The organism is Gloeothece verrucosa PCC 7822 (assembly GCF_000147335.1).
Taxonomy (GTDB): domain Bacteria; phylum Cyanobacteriota; class Cyanobacteriia; order Cyanobacteriales; family Microcystaceae; genus Gloeothece; species Gloeothece verrucosa.
Genome location: NC_014501.1, coordinates 5,502,031 through 5,518,855 on the forward strand (window position 1 = coordinate 5,502,031; position 16,825 = coordinate 5,518,855).

Sequence of the window (16,825 nt, forward strand, 5' to 3'; positions counted from 1 at the left end):
AATTAAAACCGAGGAACTTTTTTAAAACTGATAAGTCTCTTAGACCAAATAATTTTATCAAGTATTATTTCAAGTTTAAGACCAGTGAAGGAGTGAAAAGAGCTAATGAATTATGTAGAAAGACCGAGAAAAAGCGCTCTGCCGGGTGGTGCCTTAGCTACTCGTCCTCTTCATTTTTTCTGGATTTGTGACTGTTCAGGTTCGATGGAAATTGATGGCAAAATAGAAGCGCTCAATTATGCCATTAGAGAGTCTATTCCAGAGATGCGAAAGGTAGCTAATGAAAACCCTAATGCTCAACTTCTGGTTAGGGCGGTTAAGTTTTCCGATGGGGCGCAATGGCACGTTGCGGATGCGACTCCTATCGATAATTTTACTTGGAGTGATTTGACCGCACAAGGGATGACAGACATGGGAAAAGCATTGTCATTGGTAGCCGAACAGTTAAAAATGCCACCGATGACAGACCGGGCTTTGCCTCCCGTGTTGGTTTTAATTAGTGATGGTCAACCGACGGATGACTTTAACAGAGGGCTGAAAGATTTATTAGATCAGCCTTGGGGACGCAAAGCGGTTAGAATTGCTATTTCTATCGGACGAGATGCTGATAAAGAAGTCTTAGAAAAATTCATTAGCCATCCTGAATTTCAGCCGCTTGAGGCCAATAATGCGGCGGCGTTAATTAAATTTATTAAATGGGCCTCTACGGTGGTGGTTCAATCTGCTTCTTCTCCTGCGAGTCAGCCCAATATGGCTAGAACGGTTGCCTCAACAGCGACGGCGGTTGCTCCTGCGCCTGTAATTCCTATGGTATCCGTTCCCCAGTTATCGACAGATAGCGGGGAAGATGAGATTTGGTAAGTCAGGATTTTAGGCTATGGTGGACAAGCAAAAAACGACAGATTGGCGGGTTCTTTTTGCCAGTGTTCGAGGGTCAAGTCATGAGCGGCAAAATCTTCCTAATCAGGATGCAATCGCTCTTTGGCAGCCTTCTGCCCTGAAATTACCTCTTATTTTAGCTGTCTCCGATGGTCACGGCAGTGCTAAGAGTTTTCGCAGTGAAATCGGTTCTCAGTTGGCGGTAGAAATTGCTATTAGTTGCTTGCGCGGGTTGATTGAGCCTGAAAGCAGTTTAGATAAACTCGCTCAAGAAAGTCAACTCTCTAAACAAATAGTAACGGCTTGGCGAAAGGCTGTAAACGCTCATTTAGAACAGGAAGCTTTTAACGAGCAAGAAATAGCTAAACTGAGGGAAAAAGGGGGAAATAGTGCCTGTCAATCTCTAGAACATAATCCTTTGCTTGCCTATGGTGCTACCCTCTTAGCGGTTTTAGTGACAGAGGATTTTATTTTATATTTACAATTGGGGGATGGAGATATTCTTTGTGTAAGTCCCAATGGAGTAATTAGGCGGCCTTTTTCTGAGGATAAAAACCTGATTGCTAATGAAACATACTCGCTTTGTATGAAAGAAGCTTGGCAGTATTTTCGATGGCGGATCGTTCCTTTAGATGAGCCTCCCCCAATGATTTTAGTGGCCACTGATGGTTATAGCAATTCTTTTGCTGATGAAGCGGATTTTATCCAAATTGGTCGGGATTATTTAGAGTTAATTCGCAGTGAAGGTTCTGAGCAAGTGGCTCAAGATTTAGAAACTTTTTTGGCGGCTACCTCAAGGGGAGGAAGTGGAGATGATATTACCTTGGGAATTATTAAAAAATTAGATGAGCGAGACATTATAGATACTCTAAAAATTCTGAAAGCGGCTTTGCAAGAGTATCAACAGGAAAACGAAACCCTCAGTCAAAAGATTGCGTCTTTAGAAGCGAGCAAGCAACAAGAATCAGTGAACACAGAGATAGTCCCATGAGCCAACTTTTAAAACCAGGAGATTTAATTGATAGCGAAAATTTGAAAAGCAGAGGAAAAGTAGAAAAGTTTCTCGGTGGGGGAACCCAAGGCGAGGTTTATCAAATTGACATTGAGGGAAAAAAAATGGCTTTAAAATGGTATTTTCCTCAATGGATACAGCACGATATCCGTCAAAAAGAACGCTTAAGAAAAGCCATTGATTTTGGTGCGCCTAATGACCGGTTTCTCTGGCCAATGGATTTAGCTTTTTGCTCTGGCAGTAATTCTTATGGTTATATTATGCCTTTGCGCGAATCCCGTTTTAAAGGCATTGTAGATTTGATGAAGCGGCAGGTTGAGCCGACTTTTCGGTCTTTGGCGACGGCTGGTTTTGAGTTAGCAGATAGTTATTATCAATTGCATTCTAAGGGGTTATGTTATCGGGATATTGCTTTTGGGAATGTGTTTTTTGACCCGGATTCGGGGGAAATTCGGATCTGTGATAATGATAATGTGGATGTGAATGGAACGCCGGGAGCGGTGGATGGAACGCCTCGGTTTATGGCTCCGGAAATTGTGCGGGGAGAAGCGGCTCCTACCACTCAAACGGACCTATTTTCTCTGGCTATTTTGCTGTTTTATATGTTATTTGTGCATCATCCTTTAGAAGGAGCAAGGGAGCAAGCGATTCATTGTTTTGATTTTCTGGCGATGCAAAAACTCTATGGGATAGAGCCGATTTTTATTTTTGATCCTGATGATACGTCTAATCGTCCTGTGGCGGGGGTGCAAGATAATCCCATTGCTTTTTGGTCAATTTATCCTCAGTTTTTAAAAGATATTTTTATTAAAGCTTTTACGGATGGTATTCGTGACCCTGAACAGGGGAGAGTGAGAGAAAGTGAATGGCGAAATGCGATGATTCGTTTGCGGGATTCGATTTTTTATTGTCCCTATTGTGGGGCGGAAAATTTTTATGATGTTGAGGCTTTGAAGCATAATAAGCGGCTTAATTATTGTTGGTCTTGTGATGAAGATTTATTGATTCCTCCAAGAATTAGGATTGGGCGAAATGTGGTTATTTTGAATTATGATACTCAGCTTTTTGCTCATCATGTGGATCAACAACGCTGTTATGATTTCTTAAACCCTGTGGCAGAGGTTAACCGTCACCCGAGAAATCCTCATTTATGGGGGTTGAAAAATTTGTCGGAGCAATGTTGGACGGTGACGATGGCTGATAAGACGGTTCAACAAGTTAAGCCGGGGTTTAGTGTTAGTTTGGCGATGGGAACTAAGATTAATTTTGGTTCAACTTATGGGGAAATTAGGGCTTAATTTTATTTAGATTTTTTGGGGAGGGTAGCAAGGGCGACTTTTGAGCTTAAATTTGTCCAGAAATTATGCTCGACTTTGCCTATTTTATTTATTAAATTTAAATGCGTCTTAGCTTAATACTTTGCCGCTTGATATTTTTCCCCAAGACAAAATAAACCTCTTGCAGAATTTGATTTTGCTTTTGCCTAAAAGTTGGAAATTGTGCAAGAGGTCTAATCTTTTAGACTTGTACAAGATGTGAGCAAATCACTGACAAATATTCTTCTTGTAGTGCTTCCTCCGGTTTTAACACTGCATCAGCTAACAACCACCGAGCAACTAAACCGGTCCATCCCGTCTGATGACTTGCACCAATACCAGCACCGTTATCTCCATGAAAATATTCATAGAAAAGAATTAAATTCTGCCAGTGAGTATCGTTTTGGAACTTTTCTGTATTGCCATAAACTGGGCGACGACCTTGATCATTTTGCTGGAAAATCTTACACAAACGATGACTAATTTCATCAGCAACTTGCCATAAAGTCATCCAATTTCCTGATCCTGTGGGACATTCTACTTTAAATTCATCTCCATAATAAGAATACATTTTTCTTAAGGATTGAATTAGCAGGGCATTGACTGGCATCCATATCGGACCACGCCAGTTAGAATTACCTCCAAACAGTCCCGATGAAGACTCTGCCGGTTCATAATCAACTCGATAAACATTAGCTCCTACAGTAAAAATATAAGGATGGTCTTGATGATAGCGAGACAAAGCGCGGATGCCATAATCACTTAAAAACTCGGATTCGTCCAACATTTTTTGTAAAATGCGACGCAATTTATCCTCATTAATCGGAGATAACAACCGTTTGCCCTTAATACCAGGTTTGCGAGGATCGCTGATATTAACCATCAGCTTTTCATTCTGTTGATTAAAATACTGTATTCGCTTGGCAAAGTTGGGCAATTTGTCTAAAACTTCATGAGAGAAAACCGCCGAAGCATATAAAGGAATTAATCCCACCATTGAGCGCACTTTAAGGCGCTGTGCATCGCCATTGGGGAACCGTAGCACGTCGTAGAAAAAGCCGTCATCTTCATCCCACAATTCATCATTATTGAGGCCAATTTGATCCATAGCCGCCGCAATATAAATAAAATGTTCGTAGAATTTGCAAGCTAGTTCTTCATAAGCCGGATTTTCTAAGGCTAATTCTAAAGCAATGGACAGCATATCTAAGCAAAACATCGCCATCCAACTTGTTCCATCTGCTTGTTCGATCATGCCGCCACAAGGTAAAGGCGAACTGCGATCAAAAACCCCAATATTATCTAAGCCTAAAAAGCCGCCTTCAAAAACATTATTACCGAGGTCATCTTTGCGATTTACCCACCATGTAAAGTTCATTAATAGTTTATGAAACATTGTTTCTAAAAACAACCGATCCCCTTTACCGCCTCGTTTGGCCTTATCCATTAAATAAATTTGCCAAGTTGCCATGCAATGCACGGGGGGATTAACATCACTAAAGTTCCATTCATAAGCGGGTATTTGTCCATTAGGATGTAGATAGACTTGATTGGTCATCAGTCTAAGTTGATCTTTGGCAAAGTCCATATCTACCATTCCCAAGACTACACAGTGAAAAGCTAAATCCCAAGCGGCAAACCAAGGATATTCCCATTTGTCCGGCATGGAGAGGATATCGGAACTTTCTAGATGAAACCATTCTTTATTACGATTTATGTGGCGCTGTTGACAATCTGGCGGTAATATTTCCTCATTTAACCAGCTTTTTACAGGATAGTAATAAAACTGTTTTGTCCATAACATCCCGGCAAATGCTTGTCTGACTATATTTTGAGCATCCTTGGGGAGGTTGGGTGATAAAGCTTGATAAAATTCATCGGCTTCTTGTAGGCGACTAGAAACGGCGTAATCAAATTCTGATCCAAAAGCATTGTCTTGAATAGACAATAATCTATCACTCAGACGTAACTGAATGATTTGTACTCCGCCGGCAGGAATTTCTAAAACATAATGAGCCGCCATTTTTGTGCCGACTTTTTCAGGATTAACCCCATCTTGTTTACCTTCTATTACATAGTTGTTAATGCCATCTTTTACGTAGGGGGAAGAGTTGGGAATACCAAAAATTCGTTCTTTATTGGTTTCGTTTTCAGTAAATAATAAAGGGACTGAACGGTCACAATATAAATATCGATCTCCTAAAATGGGATGGGAAGCTTTAACCGTATGATCGTCGAGTTGTTTAAGGTTTGGTTTGATGGAAGCTTGAGTAAACCAAGACCAGGTATTGCGGAACCAAAGAGTGGGTAAAAGATGTAGCGTTGCCGTTTCAGGGCCTCGATTCCAGACGCTAATTTGAATTAAAATTTCTTCAGGGGATTGTTTAGCATACTCGACAAAGACATCAAAGTAGCGATCTTCATTAAATATTCCAGTATCTATAAGTTCATATTCGGGTTCAAGGCGATTTCGTTGCCGATTTTTCTCGATTAAATCACCATAAGGATAAGCGGCTTGGGGATATTTATATAGATATTTCATATAGGAATGAGTGGGGGTACTATCGAGGTAGAAGTAATATTCTTTGACATCTTCCCCATGATTTCCTTCACTGTTAGTCAATCCAAATAAACGCTCTTTAAGAATTGGATCAGCCCCATTCCACAAGGCTAGAGCAAAACAGAGTTGTTGTTTATCATCGGATATTCCGGCTAATCCATCTTCTCCCCAACGATAGGCACGAGAGCGTGATTGATCGTGGCTAAAATAATCCCAAGCATTCCCTGTCGCGCTGTAATCTTCTCTTACTGTTCCCCATTGTCGTTCGCTTAAATAAGGGCCCCACTTTTTCCAAGCAGTATTTTGTCCAGTCGTTTCTTGTAATCTCAACTTTTCCTGGTTTAATTTGATGGATTCCATGCTTTTTACAACTCCTATACTTATTAGCTTCTAATTTTGTTGAGAGTTTTATAGTTTTATATTTATTAAATCTAATTTTAATTACTGTTAACTCTGAACTTTTTTTTTGCCTGGTTTTGTTAAGTAAACTTGGTAGAATCAATTGATAAAATAATTAATATTTTTTTCTTTCTTAAAAGTTTTATGACAAATTTTAACAAAACTTATCAAGAGAAGCTCTCAGGTACCAAGCCGCTACCTATACGAACAGAGCAAACCTGCGCTCCGTGCCACTGCGTGAACGCGGGCTAAAGAACTACCTATTAATAGTTTTAGCCTGCGTAGCCTAACCCACCCTACAATTTAGGTTATTAATGCTCAACTTGATCAACATTATTGTCTATCGTAAAAATATAAGGATGGTCTTGATGATAGCGCGGCACTCACTGTATGCAACTGCCGCCGCTTGCTCGTGGTGATATTTTGCCGCCTCTTCGGATAGACTGTAATTACATTAAACTTATAGCCGCTATGAACGAATCTCCAAACGACGCAAGAGTCACAGCGAGAATTCCCATCTCTGTCAAAGCCACTTTACAACAAGCCGCCGACTTGACAGGAGCAACCTTAAATCAATTTCTCGTACAAGCGGCACTCAAAGAAGCCCATAGAATTTTAGAAGCCGAACAAACGATCAAGTTATCAGAACAAGATGCTGAACGAGTTTTTAATTTAATAGAAAATCCTCCAGAACCCAATCAGCGATTAAAAGAAGCTTTCTCTAGACATAAAGACTTTTGGCAGTGAAACAAATTGAGCTTTTAAATAAATCCCATAATCGTGAAGGGTTTGACTGCGGTAATACCGCACTTAATCAATTTTTACAACAGACAGCACGTCAACATAATCAAAAAGGAATATCTAGAACTTTTGTTTTAATTGATAGTGATCGCCCTCAAGAAGAGATTATTGGTTTTTTTACCCTGACGCTGTGTGAAGTTCTTGTAGAAAAATTGCCTCCTACTCTTGCTAAAAAATATCCTTTACGAGTGCCTGGAGTAAAATTAGCCCGTTTAGCGGTGGATAAAAGTTGGCAAGGTCAGGGAATTGGTGAAATTTTAATGGTAGAAGCGATGGAACGTGCTTTACTGGTAGCCGATACCGCAGGAGGAATTGGCTTGTTTGTTGATGCCAAGGATGAAACTGCTAAAATTTACTATGAGCGTTATGGATTTGTCAGTTTAAAAGATAGACCATTGGAATTGTTTCTTCCTTTGAGTGTTATTCAATCTCTGCTTGAATAAATTAACGTTTAACTAACTCTTCCAAAGCTTTTTGTAAATCCGTCGTTAAATGAGTAATGGCCTGTTTAGCCATTTTGCGGCTTTGAGAATAACTTTCCCAACGTTCACTCACAGAAATCGGTTCACCGATAGTTATTTTCACCCGTCTTTTACCTAAACAGGGACGACGCGGCATTTTAACTCCTTTAATTCGCGCCATCAAATCAAAGATAATTAAAGTGGTTTCGGCAAATCTTTCGGCTGTCGGTTTTTCTTTCACATAACTGCCGGTTACTGCTACAAAACTTTCTACTAACCTCATGTGTTTAAGCCGCAGTTCAGCTTCTTCTGCAACCCAATCTGCTAACCCTCGTTGTAAAGGAGATATCGCAGTTATATCAGCAATATCTTCAGGGTAAATCGCATTCCATCCTGCCTCCTCTAAACGGCGACAGCGATCAATAATCGTGCCTTGTTTCGCTAAACCAAAATAATCCTCAGCAACTTTTAACGCCGCATCTAATAAATTCTGTAATCTGAGGGCTAAAACTTGGTTAGAATTTAAAGCTTTATCCTCGGGAATTTCGGGAATAATTTGACGATAAAAACGACGGTAAAAGGCTTCTAATTCATCCAAAAGATATAAAGCTAATTGAAAAAGACGTTCATATAGAAACTCTTCGGGATGAGATAATTGTGAGGGATCTAACTGTTGAACCGGTAAGCCGCTATCCGACTCTAATTGACCGAGTAACTGATCGATTTTTTGCCAAGGGGGTTGAATATAGTAATAGCGAATACAGACAGGCACAATTAAAACCTCTTCAGAACGGTTAGCTTTGATTAAATCTTCTGCACACCAAAAACCAAATTGTGCGACTCCTGGTTCTAAAGGACTAACCGCTTCATGATGTCCATTGGTAGCGCCTTCTGGGGCCACTGTTAAAGGAAATTGACCATTAGCAAATATATCGCGCCCGGTTTTTAAAGCAGTACGATCAAGGGGTTTTCCGCGATGAATGGGAAACCCTCCATTTCTAGAAAAAAACCACCCTAACCAATTCCCTGCCCAAATAGTCATTCCTCGATCATAAATAAAATGGCTATGAATAGGAAGTTTTAGAGAGATACCTAGTTGACGAGCAACTTTTGGAACAATGCGAGACATGAGATATAACATACATAGGGGATCTTCTACTTCAGGATGACGAAAAGCCATTAAAAAGCGAATTTTTCCCGCCTGAAATTGTTGAAAAAGTTTCACTAATGTCTCTACATTTTCCGCTTCGATGCGAGTAATGCCACCAATTAACCAGCGCCTTACCCGAAAGCGTAACACGAAGGGTAATAAGACATGAGCCAGTTTTAAGACTTTTGGGTTAAACTGTTGGGGAATAAACTGGAGTTTAGATTTTGCCCTGTGCATAATAATTTCCAATAAAAATCATAAATTATCCTGTTAGTAGTGCCCACCAATCCATTGTTTTATAGGAAATAGGGATTAACTTCCCCTTTTTTATTTTGTAAGGACTGTTTATACAACGTCTCTCCAACTAATACAAGAGTATTTCTATCTGATCATTTTCTCCTCCTCTGTAAAATTATATCTTTGTGAATAGAGAGCATTTTACAATTCACATCTCGAGATAGATGAATCTTAACGGCTGAGTTTCGACAATTAGAGTAGTTATTTCAGTTATCTCGACGGAGTTCGATTCTATTTTTTCCTCAAAGAGAAACTTGATTTAATTAATATCTTTATCGTTTCAAATCTCATCCAAATAATATGGCTAACTTAATTGAATTCAAATTATTTGCACCCTACAATAAAGAAGTTGAATTAATCGGCTCTTTTTCGGATTGGCAATCTATCCAGATGAAAAAGGATGATCAAGGCTATTTCCGGACTAAAGTTGAGTTAGAAGACGGTGTTTATCAATATAAGTTCCGAGTTCGCTCAAGAAGTTGGTTTGTTGAACCAGATCAATGGATTGATATTGTTGATCCTTATGCCACTGATGTGATTGATGATGCCGATCAAAAGGGTGTTGTTCGCATTAAAGACGGAGATATAATTGTTGATACTTACGTTTGGAAACATGATGATAAACCTCTGCCGGCGGATCATGAATTAGTCATCTATGAAATGCACGTTGCTGACTTTTCAGGCGGCGAAGATGACCCCTATGCAAGAGGTAAATATAAGCACGTTATTGAAAAGTTAGATTATCTTTGCGAATTGGGAATCAATGCCATAGAATTGATGCCAGTTAAAGAATATCCGGGTGAGTATAGTTGGGGTTATAATCCTCGTTATTTCTTTGCTACAGAATCGAGTTATGGCACTACAGAAGGCTTAAAACAACTGATTGATGAGTGTCATGCCCGAGGAATACGGATTATTATGGATGGGATTTATAACCATTCAGAAGCCTCTTGTCCTTTGACACAAATTGATCATGACTATTGGTATCATCATAGCCCTAAAGACCCTGACAATAACTGGGGACCTGAATTCAATTATGAACATTATGACGAAAATTTAGACGTTAAACCCGCTTGGAAGTTTATCGGCGAGGTGGTTCGTTTTTGGATTGAAGAATATCATATTGATGGAATTCGCTACGATGCCGCCAAACAAATTGCCAATTATGATTTCATGCACTGGATAGTTCAAGAAACGAAAAAAGTAGCGGGTTCTAAACCCTTTTATAACATTGCTGAACATATTCCTGATACCCCTACTCTTACTAATCTAGATGGCCCAATGGATGGCTGCTGGCATGATAGCTTTTTCCATGCCATGATGCCTCATCTTTGCGGGGATAGATTTGATCTAGAAGAACTTAAAAATGTGATTGATGGTAAGCGTCAAGGCTATATGGGAACCACTAATATTGTCAATTATATTGGCAATCACGACCATAGAAGATTGATGCTAGAATTAGCTGACCGAAATATTTTTGATGAGGCGGCTTTTAAACGAGTTAAGCTGGGATATGCTATTCTAATGACAGCAATCGGTGTGCCGATGATTTGGATGGGTGAAGAGTTTGGCGATTATCATCCTAAAGAAATTAACCCTAACAAAATTGATTGGACTCTGTTAAAAAATGATTCTAATAAAGGATTGTTTGAATACGTTAAAGGGTTAGTTAATTTGAGAAAACAAAATCATGCTCTTTATACCACTAATATTGATTTCTTCCATGAAAATCCTGAGACTCAAGTATTAGCTTATACTCGTTGGAATGATGAAGGGTCTAGAATAGTGGTAGTGGCTAATTTCTCAGATAATTTCCTCGCGGGTTATGAAGTGCCTAATTTTCCAGCTAACGGCAATTGGCATGAATGGACAATGAATTATGATGTAGAAAATAGTCATGATAACCTGATCACTGATTTGGCCGAATACGAAGCAAAAGTCTTTGTGTGGCAATAATTTCTGATAATAATTTTCCTGGGGGCAGTGCCACCATGCCTGCCCTTGAATTTATTACCGATGTGCTTCTAACCAATCCACCAAATCAGCCATGATTTCTTGATAATTGAGTTCATTATGAAGCTCATGAAAGGCTTCAGAATATTCTAAAAACTTTTTATCAGGGTAGGTAACATGACTAAAAAAAGTACGAACTCCTTCGGGTAAAGAGATATGATCTTTTCCGCCATGCAGCAACAACAAAGGCGTTTTAAAATGACTGGTCTGAGATTGAATTTTTTTTACAGTAGCAAACATTTCTGTCGCCAAGCGAGCAGTCCCTTGAGTATGGCGTAAAGGATCATTGACATAATTGCTTAAGACTTCCTGATCTCGGGTACCGGCTTTTAAGGGAATACCAGTATTAATACTAAAACGCGGCCAAACACGAGATAAAATCTTTCCTATCATCAGTCTAAGCGGTGAAACCCCAACCCGTCCCAAGGGCGCACCGGCTGCAATAACGCCTTGTATTTTGTCTGGATAGGAAAGACTATAATCAAGGACGATGATTGCCCCTAAACTATTGCCATAAAGAAAGCAGGGACAATGCGCTTCTTGTTGTTTAATGAAGGTTAGAAAAGCATCGATATCCCCACGAAATTCATCCCAACTGTTAATATAAGCTCGTTGTCCTGGGGAACGGCCATGACCTCGTAAATCACAGGTATAAATAGCATAATTTAAAGGGAGTAAATAGTTGATGATATTGGCAAATAATCCTCCATGACCCCCTAATCCATGTACTATGGTTAAAATTGCACAAGGAGCGGCTGGCGGATGCCAACTTTGATAAGATAGTTCTACTCCTCCGACACCGGGAAACGTCCCTTGTTGATATTCGCCCATCGTTGTGTTTAAATGACTGTCTTCACCATGTTATGATCAATAATAGGGGATAAAAAATGAAAAGATGATAAATGCACAATGGATCACCCTAGAAGGGGTTGTTAAGGAAGGCCATAAAGTGGCTTCAGGAATGGCTAAGGATAGTCCCTATCCGCAGGGAACGATAGAAATGCAACTGCCTTTTTTTAAAGCATTAGGGTTAGATTTGACGGATTTTTTCCCAGGAACCTTAAACGTCTCTATTTATCCCCATTATTTCACCCTTAAAAATCCCCAATATACCTTTAAGCAGGTTAAATGGAATCCGGATTATCCAAGCGAGGATTTTTCTTTTTGTGAGTGTAGGGTTTATTTTGAAAATCTTCACTATCATGCTTTAATTTATTATCCTCATCCTGAAACTAAAATTGGTCATTTTCAAGACCGATATACTGTAGAAATTCTTGCCCCTCTTATTCCTAAAATTGAATATGGAGATCAGATTATTTTGCAAGTAAACCTTTTAGAAATTGCTCTCGAAAAATAGATTTTATTTGAATAATTTCCCCGCTTCTATTGCTTTTTTAGCCTCCTGGCCAATAAAGATGCTCATAATTCCTTATTTTTTTAATGTTTTTTAATAGAAAGCTGAGATAACATCCAATCGGCAAATAATTTCTAAAGAAAAAATAAATATTTTACTCAACAAAAGGGAAAAGGGTATAAGACAAAAATGAAACCCGAAAACCTGAAGAAAATGTAAATTTGTGTAACAAAAATCTTAACCAAATCTGTAGAATAACCCGAGTGGTAAGTTTATTAACATTAAAACAGAAAAGTCTTAGCTAGGATCTGACAGTGAATAGCTTAAGAGAGAGACAAGACTCAATCAATAAGTTAAGTTTACGAGAAAAAGTCATTTTGAAATTATGACCGAGTCGATTCTTCAACGTCAGATTACTATTCAACCCGATAGCGCAAAAATCCAAAAATGGATGCGCTGGTTGGTTTGGAAAATTGCCATTGCTACTGTGTTATTAATGGCAGTAGGCAGTGCTACGCGAGTCATGAACGCCGGTTTAGCTTGTCCGGATTGGCCTTTATGCTACGGACAACTGATCCCCTCTCAACAGATGAACTTACAAGTGTTTCTAGAGTGGTTTCATCGCCTTGATGCGGCTTTGATTGGCATGAGTACGATGGCCTTGGTGGGTTTATCTTGGTGGTATCGGACTTCACTCCCCAAATGGCTTCCCCCTGCTTGTACGTTAGCCCTGGGATTGATTGTCTTTCAAGGGGTTTTGGGCGGCTTAACGGTTACTCAGTTGCTCAGATTTGATATTGTGACTGCCCATTTGGGAGCCGCTATGTTATTCTTATGCAGCCTAGTAGTCATTGCTACGATGCTCACTCCTTATCAAGGGAACGGAACAGCCGGTAAGTTATCCTGGGTAGGATTAATAGCGGCACTGTTAATTTATGTGCAAAGCTTGATGGGGGGTTTAGTGGCTTCTCGTTGGGCCGTGCATCAGTGCTTAGGCGGTTCTGAACTTTGTGTTGTAATGAATAGTCATCTTCTTGGAGTGATTCCCGCTACAGGCGGCACGTTAATATTAGCAATTTTAGCTTGGCGGACTGCTGCCCTTCACCCTGTTTTGAAAAACTTAGCTTATACTGCGGCCGGAATTGTAGCATTCCAAGTTTTCCTCGGGGTTGCTACCCTGCGCTTACATCTACAAGTTGAACCGCTAACGGTTGCTCATCATACGGTAGGCGCAACCCTCCTAGCTGTTTTAGTAGCTTTTACGGTTTTCTCTCTACGTGATCGCGTCCTTTTAGCCACAAAAAGCTGATTAAGGGCACTTTTTATGAGCTACCCTGCCAATTCACAACTGTTAACGGGCGCAAGAAAGAACGCCCTTACCCACTAACTACCTTGGTGTAAATAATGATTGGTACAAATGTCATACGTCGCAATGCAAACTTTTTGCAAGTCATCAAAAGTTACTATTTATTAACGAAACCGAGAATTATTCCTTTGTTGCTGATTACGACGGCAGCCGCAATGTGGATAGCTTCTCATGGACAGGTAGATCCCCTATTGCTTTTCGTCACTTTGTTGGGGGGAACTTTAGCCGCCGCATCCGCTCAAACCCTCAATTGTATTTATGATCAAGATATTGATTATGCTATGTTGCGGACTCGCGCCCGTCCCATTCCTTCCGGGCGAGTTAGACCCCTTCATGCCCTGATTTTTGCCATTATCCTAGCTGTTCTTTCTTTTACCCTGTTTGTGGTGTTTGTGAATATGGCTAGTGCCCTACTGGCGATGTCTGGCATAGCATTTTATATGCTGATCTACACTCATATGCTGAAACGTCACAGCCCCCAAAATATTGTCATCGGTGGGGCAGCCGGTTCAATTCCTCCTCTGGTAGGTTGGGCTGCGGTAACAGGTGAGCTAAGTTGGGCAGCATGGGCGTTATTTGCCATTATCTTTCTCTGGACTCCTCCTCATTTTTGGGCATTGGCATTGATGATTAAGGATGATTATGCTCAAGTAAATGTGCCGATGATGCCTGTCGTAGAAGGAGAAGAGTCAACAGTACGCCAAATTTGGATTTATACGCTGATTGTTGTGCCTTTCAGTCTGGTGTTGGTTTATCCTTTAGCCGCTTCAGGTGTAATTTATACCCTCATTGCCCTATTGTTAGGCGGGATTTTTATTTACAAAGCTTGGCAGTTGAAACAAAATCCTCACGATAACCAATTAGCGCGATCTCTGTTTAAGTATTCCATTCTTTATATGATGCTTCTGTGTACAGGAATGGTAGTAGATAGCTTACCGGCAACTCATCAGATGATGGCGGCTTTGGGGGATAATTTCAATACTTTGCTGAGTTTGATTGCTATGCACTAGCTTCCTCTAGAGATCGAGCCGCTTACAAGTTTTTAATAGGTTCCTAGATAAGCACAGATTGAGGTGATTGATCTGTGTTTATTTGTATTTTTAATTTAATAGCTTTAATCTAACCGATTGATTTTCTCAAAAGTGTCCCTGTTGCAAGACTTTCTCTGGGCTAGGATTTGTATCATCAACAAGATGTTGAATTTTATCAATCATACGTTGAAAAACATCAGCATAGTATTTTGAAGTATCTAAAAAGTCTGAATATTGCTGTCGATATTGTCTGCGAGATTCTGGAGTTCTATACTCTTGACGAATATTTGAAGAACCATCATTTCATAAGTGCGGCTAAAAATCCAGGCAGCCGGATTAATTTCACATCCATAAGCTTTTAGTCCAAAACATCCAGATTCATATAAAACTGTTCCACTCCCAGAAAAAGGATCGAGAATAGTTGCTTCCCTTGGACAATAGGTTAATAATAAATTCTCAATTAATTGAGGTGAAAATTGTCCTCTCCATGTAAATAAATTAGAGCGTTTTTTTTGTTCAATATTTAAAATGTCTTGGGGTAGGGGTTCTGTAAAGGCTCTTGGTTTTATCTTTAGTTGTCTTTTTTTTTGGTACCACACATCAAACATATTACACACAATATATTTTTAAAAATTAGGAAAAGAGCAATTTTTGAGACAAAAGTATCTTCATTAATGATACTAGCTTATTAAGCGGCTGTCTAGTCAGAGTTATCCCCTCTAAAATTTTCCAAAACTCAGAAGTGCTTTTTAGAGGGGATGAAATTGTCATTAATTAATGATAATTATTGTTGCTGTAATTGACGATTGCCAAATAATATCTCTCGGGTTTTATCATCAATGGGATTAGCTCGTTGTTCTTGTTTAAGAAGTGCTAACCCACGCTGTACAGCCGCTCTTTGGGAGATAGTATCAAACCAGCGTTTAAGATGAGGATAAGCCGCTAAATCTTGCCCCTGACTTTTATAGGGAACTATCCAAGGAAAAATAGCCATATCAGCAATAGAATAATCCCCCGCTACATACTCAACCTCGGCTAATCTTTTATCCAGAACACGATAAAGTCGAGTTGTCTCATTGGTATAACGTTCGATGCCATAAGCAATTTTTTCAGGGGCATATAGACGGAAATGATGAGCTTGACCTAACATAGGCCCAATGCCTCCCATTTGAAACATTAACCACTGAGTTACTAGGTAGCGTTCCCGGGCATTTTTCCCGAGAAATTGGCCGGTTTTCTCAGCTAAATACAGTAGAATTGCGCCTGACTCAAATAATGTAATCGGTTCACCATCAGGGCCGTTAGGGTCAACAATGGCAGGTATTTTATTATTAGGATTAATGGCTAAAAATTCGGGTTTAAATTGATCACCGGCACCAATATTAACAGGAATTGCCTGATAAGGTAACTCGGTTTCTTCTAGCATAATGCTGATTTTTTGCCCGTTGGGGGTTGGCCAGTAATAAAGGTCAATGGGTTGTGTCATGATGGTTATATTCTCCTGAATTAAATAAATTATAGATTGTTATATAGAGCAAGAATTTGTTCTCGCCAAGCAAAAACCGGATCGTTTGGCTCTAGGAATTTGAGCGGTGAAATAGTGTAACCTAATTGCAGAGTGGCTAGGATAATATAATCAGCAAAATTAGGCTGATCTCCACCGATAAAAGCGGCAGTATTTAGGGTTTTCCTGACTGGCTCTAAATTTGCCCGAAATAAGGAGAGTTGTTCATCCGAGGGGTTCGCAAATTCTTCTAGAGTTTTCCCCAAACGCTGCTCGCGGTTTTCTCGAAAATAGGGCTTATCTTTTGGATCTAAATTCTTATAGATATCCAAAATGACCAAAGGAAATAAACTCGGTGCAAGTACCCCATCATTCCAGTGTTTAATAAATAATGTCAGGGCTTGCGCCTGAGAGCCGCCAAACAAAGAGGGTTCGGGATATTTTTGCTCTAAATATTCAGCTATTTTCCAAGAATCATTGACAACCGTTTCACCATCTACGATAACAGGAACTAACCCTTGATTTGAAAAAGCAATCACAGATTTTTCTGTCAGCCGCCAAGGGATGATTTCTACGGGTAGTCCTTTGTGTGCTAAAGCCAGACGAACTCGCCAACAGTAGGGGCTAAATCGCTGATTGTCATCGGCTGCGGCTAGGTCATATAGTTTAATCATGGTGTTTT

16 protein-coding genes are annotated in these 16,825 nt (G+C 39.8%); 9 read left to right on the forward strand and 7 right to left on the reverse strand.

What is annotated here, in order from left to right; genetic code table 11:
- The first annotated feature begins 105 nt into the window (after window positions 1-105).
- The 3 genes from CYAN7822_RS24755 to CYAN7822_RS24765 are packed head-to-tail and all read left to right on the forward strand — an operon-like array spanning window position 106 to window position 3,189.
- Window positions 106-861 carry a vWA domain-containing protein gene (locus CYAN7822_RS24755; protein ID WP_013324996.1) on the forward strand — a complete coding sequence of 252 codons (756 nt, stop codon included), beginning with the start codon at window positions 106-108 and terminating at the stop codon, window positions 859-861.
- A gap of 16 nt (window positions 862-877) precedes the next feature.
- Complete coding sequence (locus CYAN7822_RS24760) at window positions 878-1,870, forward strand: PP2C family serine/threonine-protein phosphatase (RefSeq protein ID WP_013324997.1); 993 nt, start codon at window positions 878-880, stop codon at window positions 1,868-1,870.
- Window positions 1,867-3,189: a protein kinase domain-containing protein gene (locus CYAN7822_RS24765; RefSeq protein ID WP_013324998.1), complete on the forward strand. Its 1,323-nt coding sequence runs from the start codon at window positions 1,867-1,869 to the stop codon at window positions 3,187-3,189. The genes CYAN7822_RS24760 and CYAN7822_RS24765 overlap by 4 nt, the downstream gene beginning before the upstream one ends.
- 220 nt (window positions 3,190-3,409) lie before the next feature.
- Here CYAN7822_RS24765 and CYAN7822_RS24770 read toward each other — a convergent pair whose 3' ends face one another.
- The gene (locus CYAN7822_RS24770) at window positions 3,410-6,127 is read right to left on the reverse strand and encodes an MGH1-like glycoside hydrolase domain-containing protein (protein WP_013324999.1); all 2,718 of its coding nucleotides are present in this window, start codon (window positions 6,125-6,127) and stop codon (window positions 3,410-3,412) included.
- Between the two features lie 429 nt (window positions 6,128-6,556).
- On the opposite strand from CYAN7822_RS24770, the gene CYAN7822_RS24775 reads away from it, so the two are divergent.
- Together CYAN7822_RS24775 and CYAN7822_RS24780 are read left to right on the forward strand one after the other, a co-directional pair.
- A complete protein-coding gene (locus CYAN7822_RS24775) occupies window positions 6,557-6,913 on the forward strand; it encodes a type II toxin-antitoxin system TacA family antitoxin (protein ID WP_013325000.1) in 357 nt (118 codons plus the stop codon).
- Window positions 6,910-7,410 (forward strand): GNAT family N-acetyltransferase, encoded by a 501-nt coding sequence (locus CYAN7822_RS24780; protein WP_013325001.1) that lies wholly within the window; start codon window positions 6,910-6,912, stop codon window positions 7,408-7,410. Before CYAN7822_RS24775 ends, CYAN7822_RS24780 begins: the two co-directional genes overlap by 4 nt.
- A 1-nt stretch (window position 7,411) precedes the next feature.
- Here the strand turns inward: CYAN7822_RS24780 and CYAN7822_RS24785 are convergent, their stop codons facing one another.
- Window positions 7,412-8,815, reverse strand: a complete 1,404-nt coding sequence (locus CYAN7822_RS24785) for a lysophospholipid acyltransferase family protein (RefSeq protein ID WP_013325002.1) — start codon at window positions 8,813-8,815, stop codon at window positions 7,412-7,414.
- Window positions 8,816-9,175: 360 nt separating this feature from the next.
- Here CYAN7822_RS24785 and CYAN7822_RS24790 point away from each other — a divergent pair, with 360 nt between their 5' ends.
- Window positions 9,176-10,831, forward strand: a complete 1,656-nt coding sequence (locus CYAN7822_RS24790; RefSeq protein WP_013325003.1) for an alpha-amylase family glycosyl hydrolase — start codon at window positions 9,176-9,178, stop codon at window positions 10,829-10,831.
- 54 nt (window positions 10,832-10,885) lie between these two features.
- On the opposite strand, the gene CYAN7822_RS24795 is transcribed toward CYAN7822_RS24790, so the two are convergent.
- Window positions 10,886-11,719: an alpha/beta hydrolase gene (locus CYAN7822_RS24795; RefSeq protein ID WP_013325004.1), complete on the reverse strand. Its 834-nt coding sequence runs from the start codon at window positions 11,717-11,719 to the stop codon at window positions 10,886-10,888.
- A gap of 64 nt (window positions 11,720-11,783) precedes the next feature.
- On the opposite strand from CYAN7822_RS24795, the gene CYAN7822_RS24800 reads away from it, so the two are divergent.
- From CYAN7822_RS24800 to CYAN7822_RS24810, 3 genes are all read left to right on the forward strand, one after another.
- A complete protein-coding gene (locus CYAN7822_RS24800) occupies window positions 11,784-12,245 on the forward strand; it encodes a hypothetical protein (RefSeq protein WP_013325005.1) in 462 nt (153 codons plus the stop codon).
- Window positions 12,246-12,627: 382 nt separating this feature from the next.
- A complete protein-coding gene (locus CYAN7822_RS24805) occupies window positions 12,628-13,551 on the forward strand; it encodes a COX15/CtaA family protein (RefSeq protein WP_013325006.1) in 924 nt (307 codons plus the stop codon).
- Between the two features lie 95 nt (window positions 13,552-13,646).
- Window positions 13,647-14,618, forward strand: a complete 972-nt coding sequence (locus tag CYAN7822_RS24810) for a heme o synthase (protein WP_013325007.1) — start codon at window positions 13,647-13,649, stop codon at window positions 14,616-14,618.
- A 126-nt stretch (window positions 14,619-14,744) separates the two neighbouring features.
- On the opposite strand, the gene CYAN7822_RS36055 is transcribed toward CYAN7822_RS24810, so the two are convergent.
- The 4 genes from CYAN7822_RS36055 to CYAN7822_RS24825 all read right to left on the reverse strand — a co-directional run bounded on the left by CYAN7822_RS36055 (window position 14,745) and on the right by CYAN7822_RS24825 (window position 16,817).
- Window positions 14,745-14,924, reverse strand: a complete 180-nt coding sequence (locus tag CYAN7822_RS36055) for a Bpu10I family restriction endonuclease (RefSeq protein WP_083786940.1) — start codon at window positions 14,922-14,924, stop codon at window positions 14,745-14,747.
- Window positions 14,858-15,247, reverse strand: a complete 390-nt coding sequence (locus CYAN7822_RS24815) for a DNA methyltransferase (protein ID WP_041933382.1) — start codon at window positions 15,245-15,247, stop codon at window positions 14,858-14,860. Before CYAN7822_RS24815 ends, CYAN7822_RS36055 begins: the two co-directional genes overlap by 67 nt.
- Before the next feature lie 176 nt (window positions 15,248-15,423).
- A complete protein-coding gene (locus CYAN7822_RS24820; protein WP_013325008.1) occupies window positions 15,424-16,125 on the reverse strand; it encodes a glutathione S-transferase N-terminal domain-containing protein in 702 nt (233 codons plus the stop codon).
- Window positions 16,126-16,154: 29 nt separating this feature from the next.
- The gene (locus CYAN7822_RS24825; RefSeq protein ID WP_013325009.1) at window positions 16,155-16,817 is read right to left on the reverse strand and encodes a glutathione S-transferase family protein; all 663 of its coding nucleotides are present in this window, start codon (window positions 16,815-16,817) and stop codon (window positions 16,155-16,157) included.
- Window positions 16,818-16,825: the final 8 nt, after the last annotated feature.

Excerpts from the sequence above, each read along its gene's own strand:
- CYAN7822_RS24795 (WP_013325004.1), bottom strand. The coding sequence starts at position 11,719 with ATGGGCGAATATCAACAAGGGACGTTTCCCGGTGTCGGAGGAGTAGAA.
- CYAN7822_RS24785 (WP_013325002.1), bottom strand. The coding sequence starts at position 8,815 with ATGCACAGGGCAAAATCTAAACTCCAGTTTATTCCCCAACAGTTTAAC.
- CYAN7822_RS24825 (WP_013325009.1), bottom strand. The coding sequence starts at position 16,817 with ATGATTAAACTATATGACCTAGCCGCAGCCGATGACAATCAGCGATTT.
- CYAN7822_RS24805 (WP_013325006.1), top strand. The coding sequence starts at position 12,628 with ATGACCGAGTCGATTCTTCAACGTCAGATTACTATTCAACCCGATAGC.
- CYAN7822_RS24810 (WP_013325007.1), top strand. The coding sequence starts at position 13,647 with ATGATTGGTACAAATGTCATACGTCGCAATGCAAACTTTTTGCAAGTC.
- CYAN7822_RS24775 (WP_013325000.1), top strand. The coding sequence starts at position 6,557 with ATGCAACTGCCGCCGCTTGCTCGTGGTGATATTTTGCCGCCTCTTCGG.
- CYAN7822_RS24790 (WP_013325003.1), top strand. The coding sequence starts at position 9,176 with ATGGCTAACTTAATTGAATTCAAATTATTTGCACCCTACAATAAAGAA.
- CYAN7822_RS24800 (WP_013325005.1), top strand. The coding sequence starts at position 11,784 with ATGATAAATGCACAATGGATCACCCTAGAAGGGGTTGTTAAGGAAGGC.
- CYAN7822_RS24820 (WP_013325008.1), bottom strand. The coding sequence starts at position 16,125 with ATGACACAACCCATTGACCTTTATTACTGGCCAACCCCCAACGGGCAA.
- CYAN7822_RS24760 (WP_013324997.1), top strand. The coding sequence starts at position 878 with ATGGTGGACAAGCAAAAAACGACAGATTGGCGGGTTCTTTTTGCCAGT.
- CYAN7822_RS24765 (WP_013324998.1), top strand. The coding sequence starts at position 1,867 with ATGAGCCAACTTTTAAAACCAGGAGATTTAATTGATAGCGAAAATTTG.
- CYAN7822_RS24770 (WP_013324999.1), bottom strand. The coding sequence starts at position 6,127 with ATGGAATCCATCAAATTAAACCAGGAAAAGTTGAGATTACAAGAAACG.
- CYAN7822_RS24815 (WP_041933382.1), bottom strand. The coding sequence starts at position 15,247 with ATGTTTGATGTGTGGTACCAAAAAAAAAGACAACTAAAGATAAAACCA.
- CYAN7822_RS24755 (WP_013324996.1), top strand. The coding sequence starts at position 106 with ATGAATTATGTAGAAAGACCGAGAAAAAGCGCTCTGCCGGGTGGTGCC.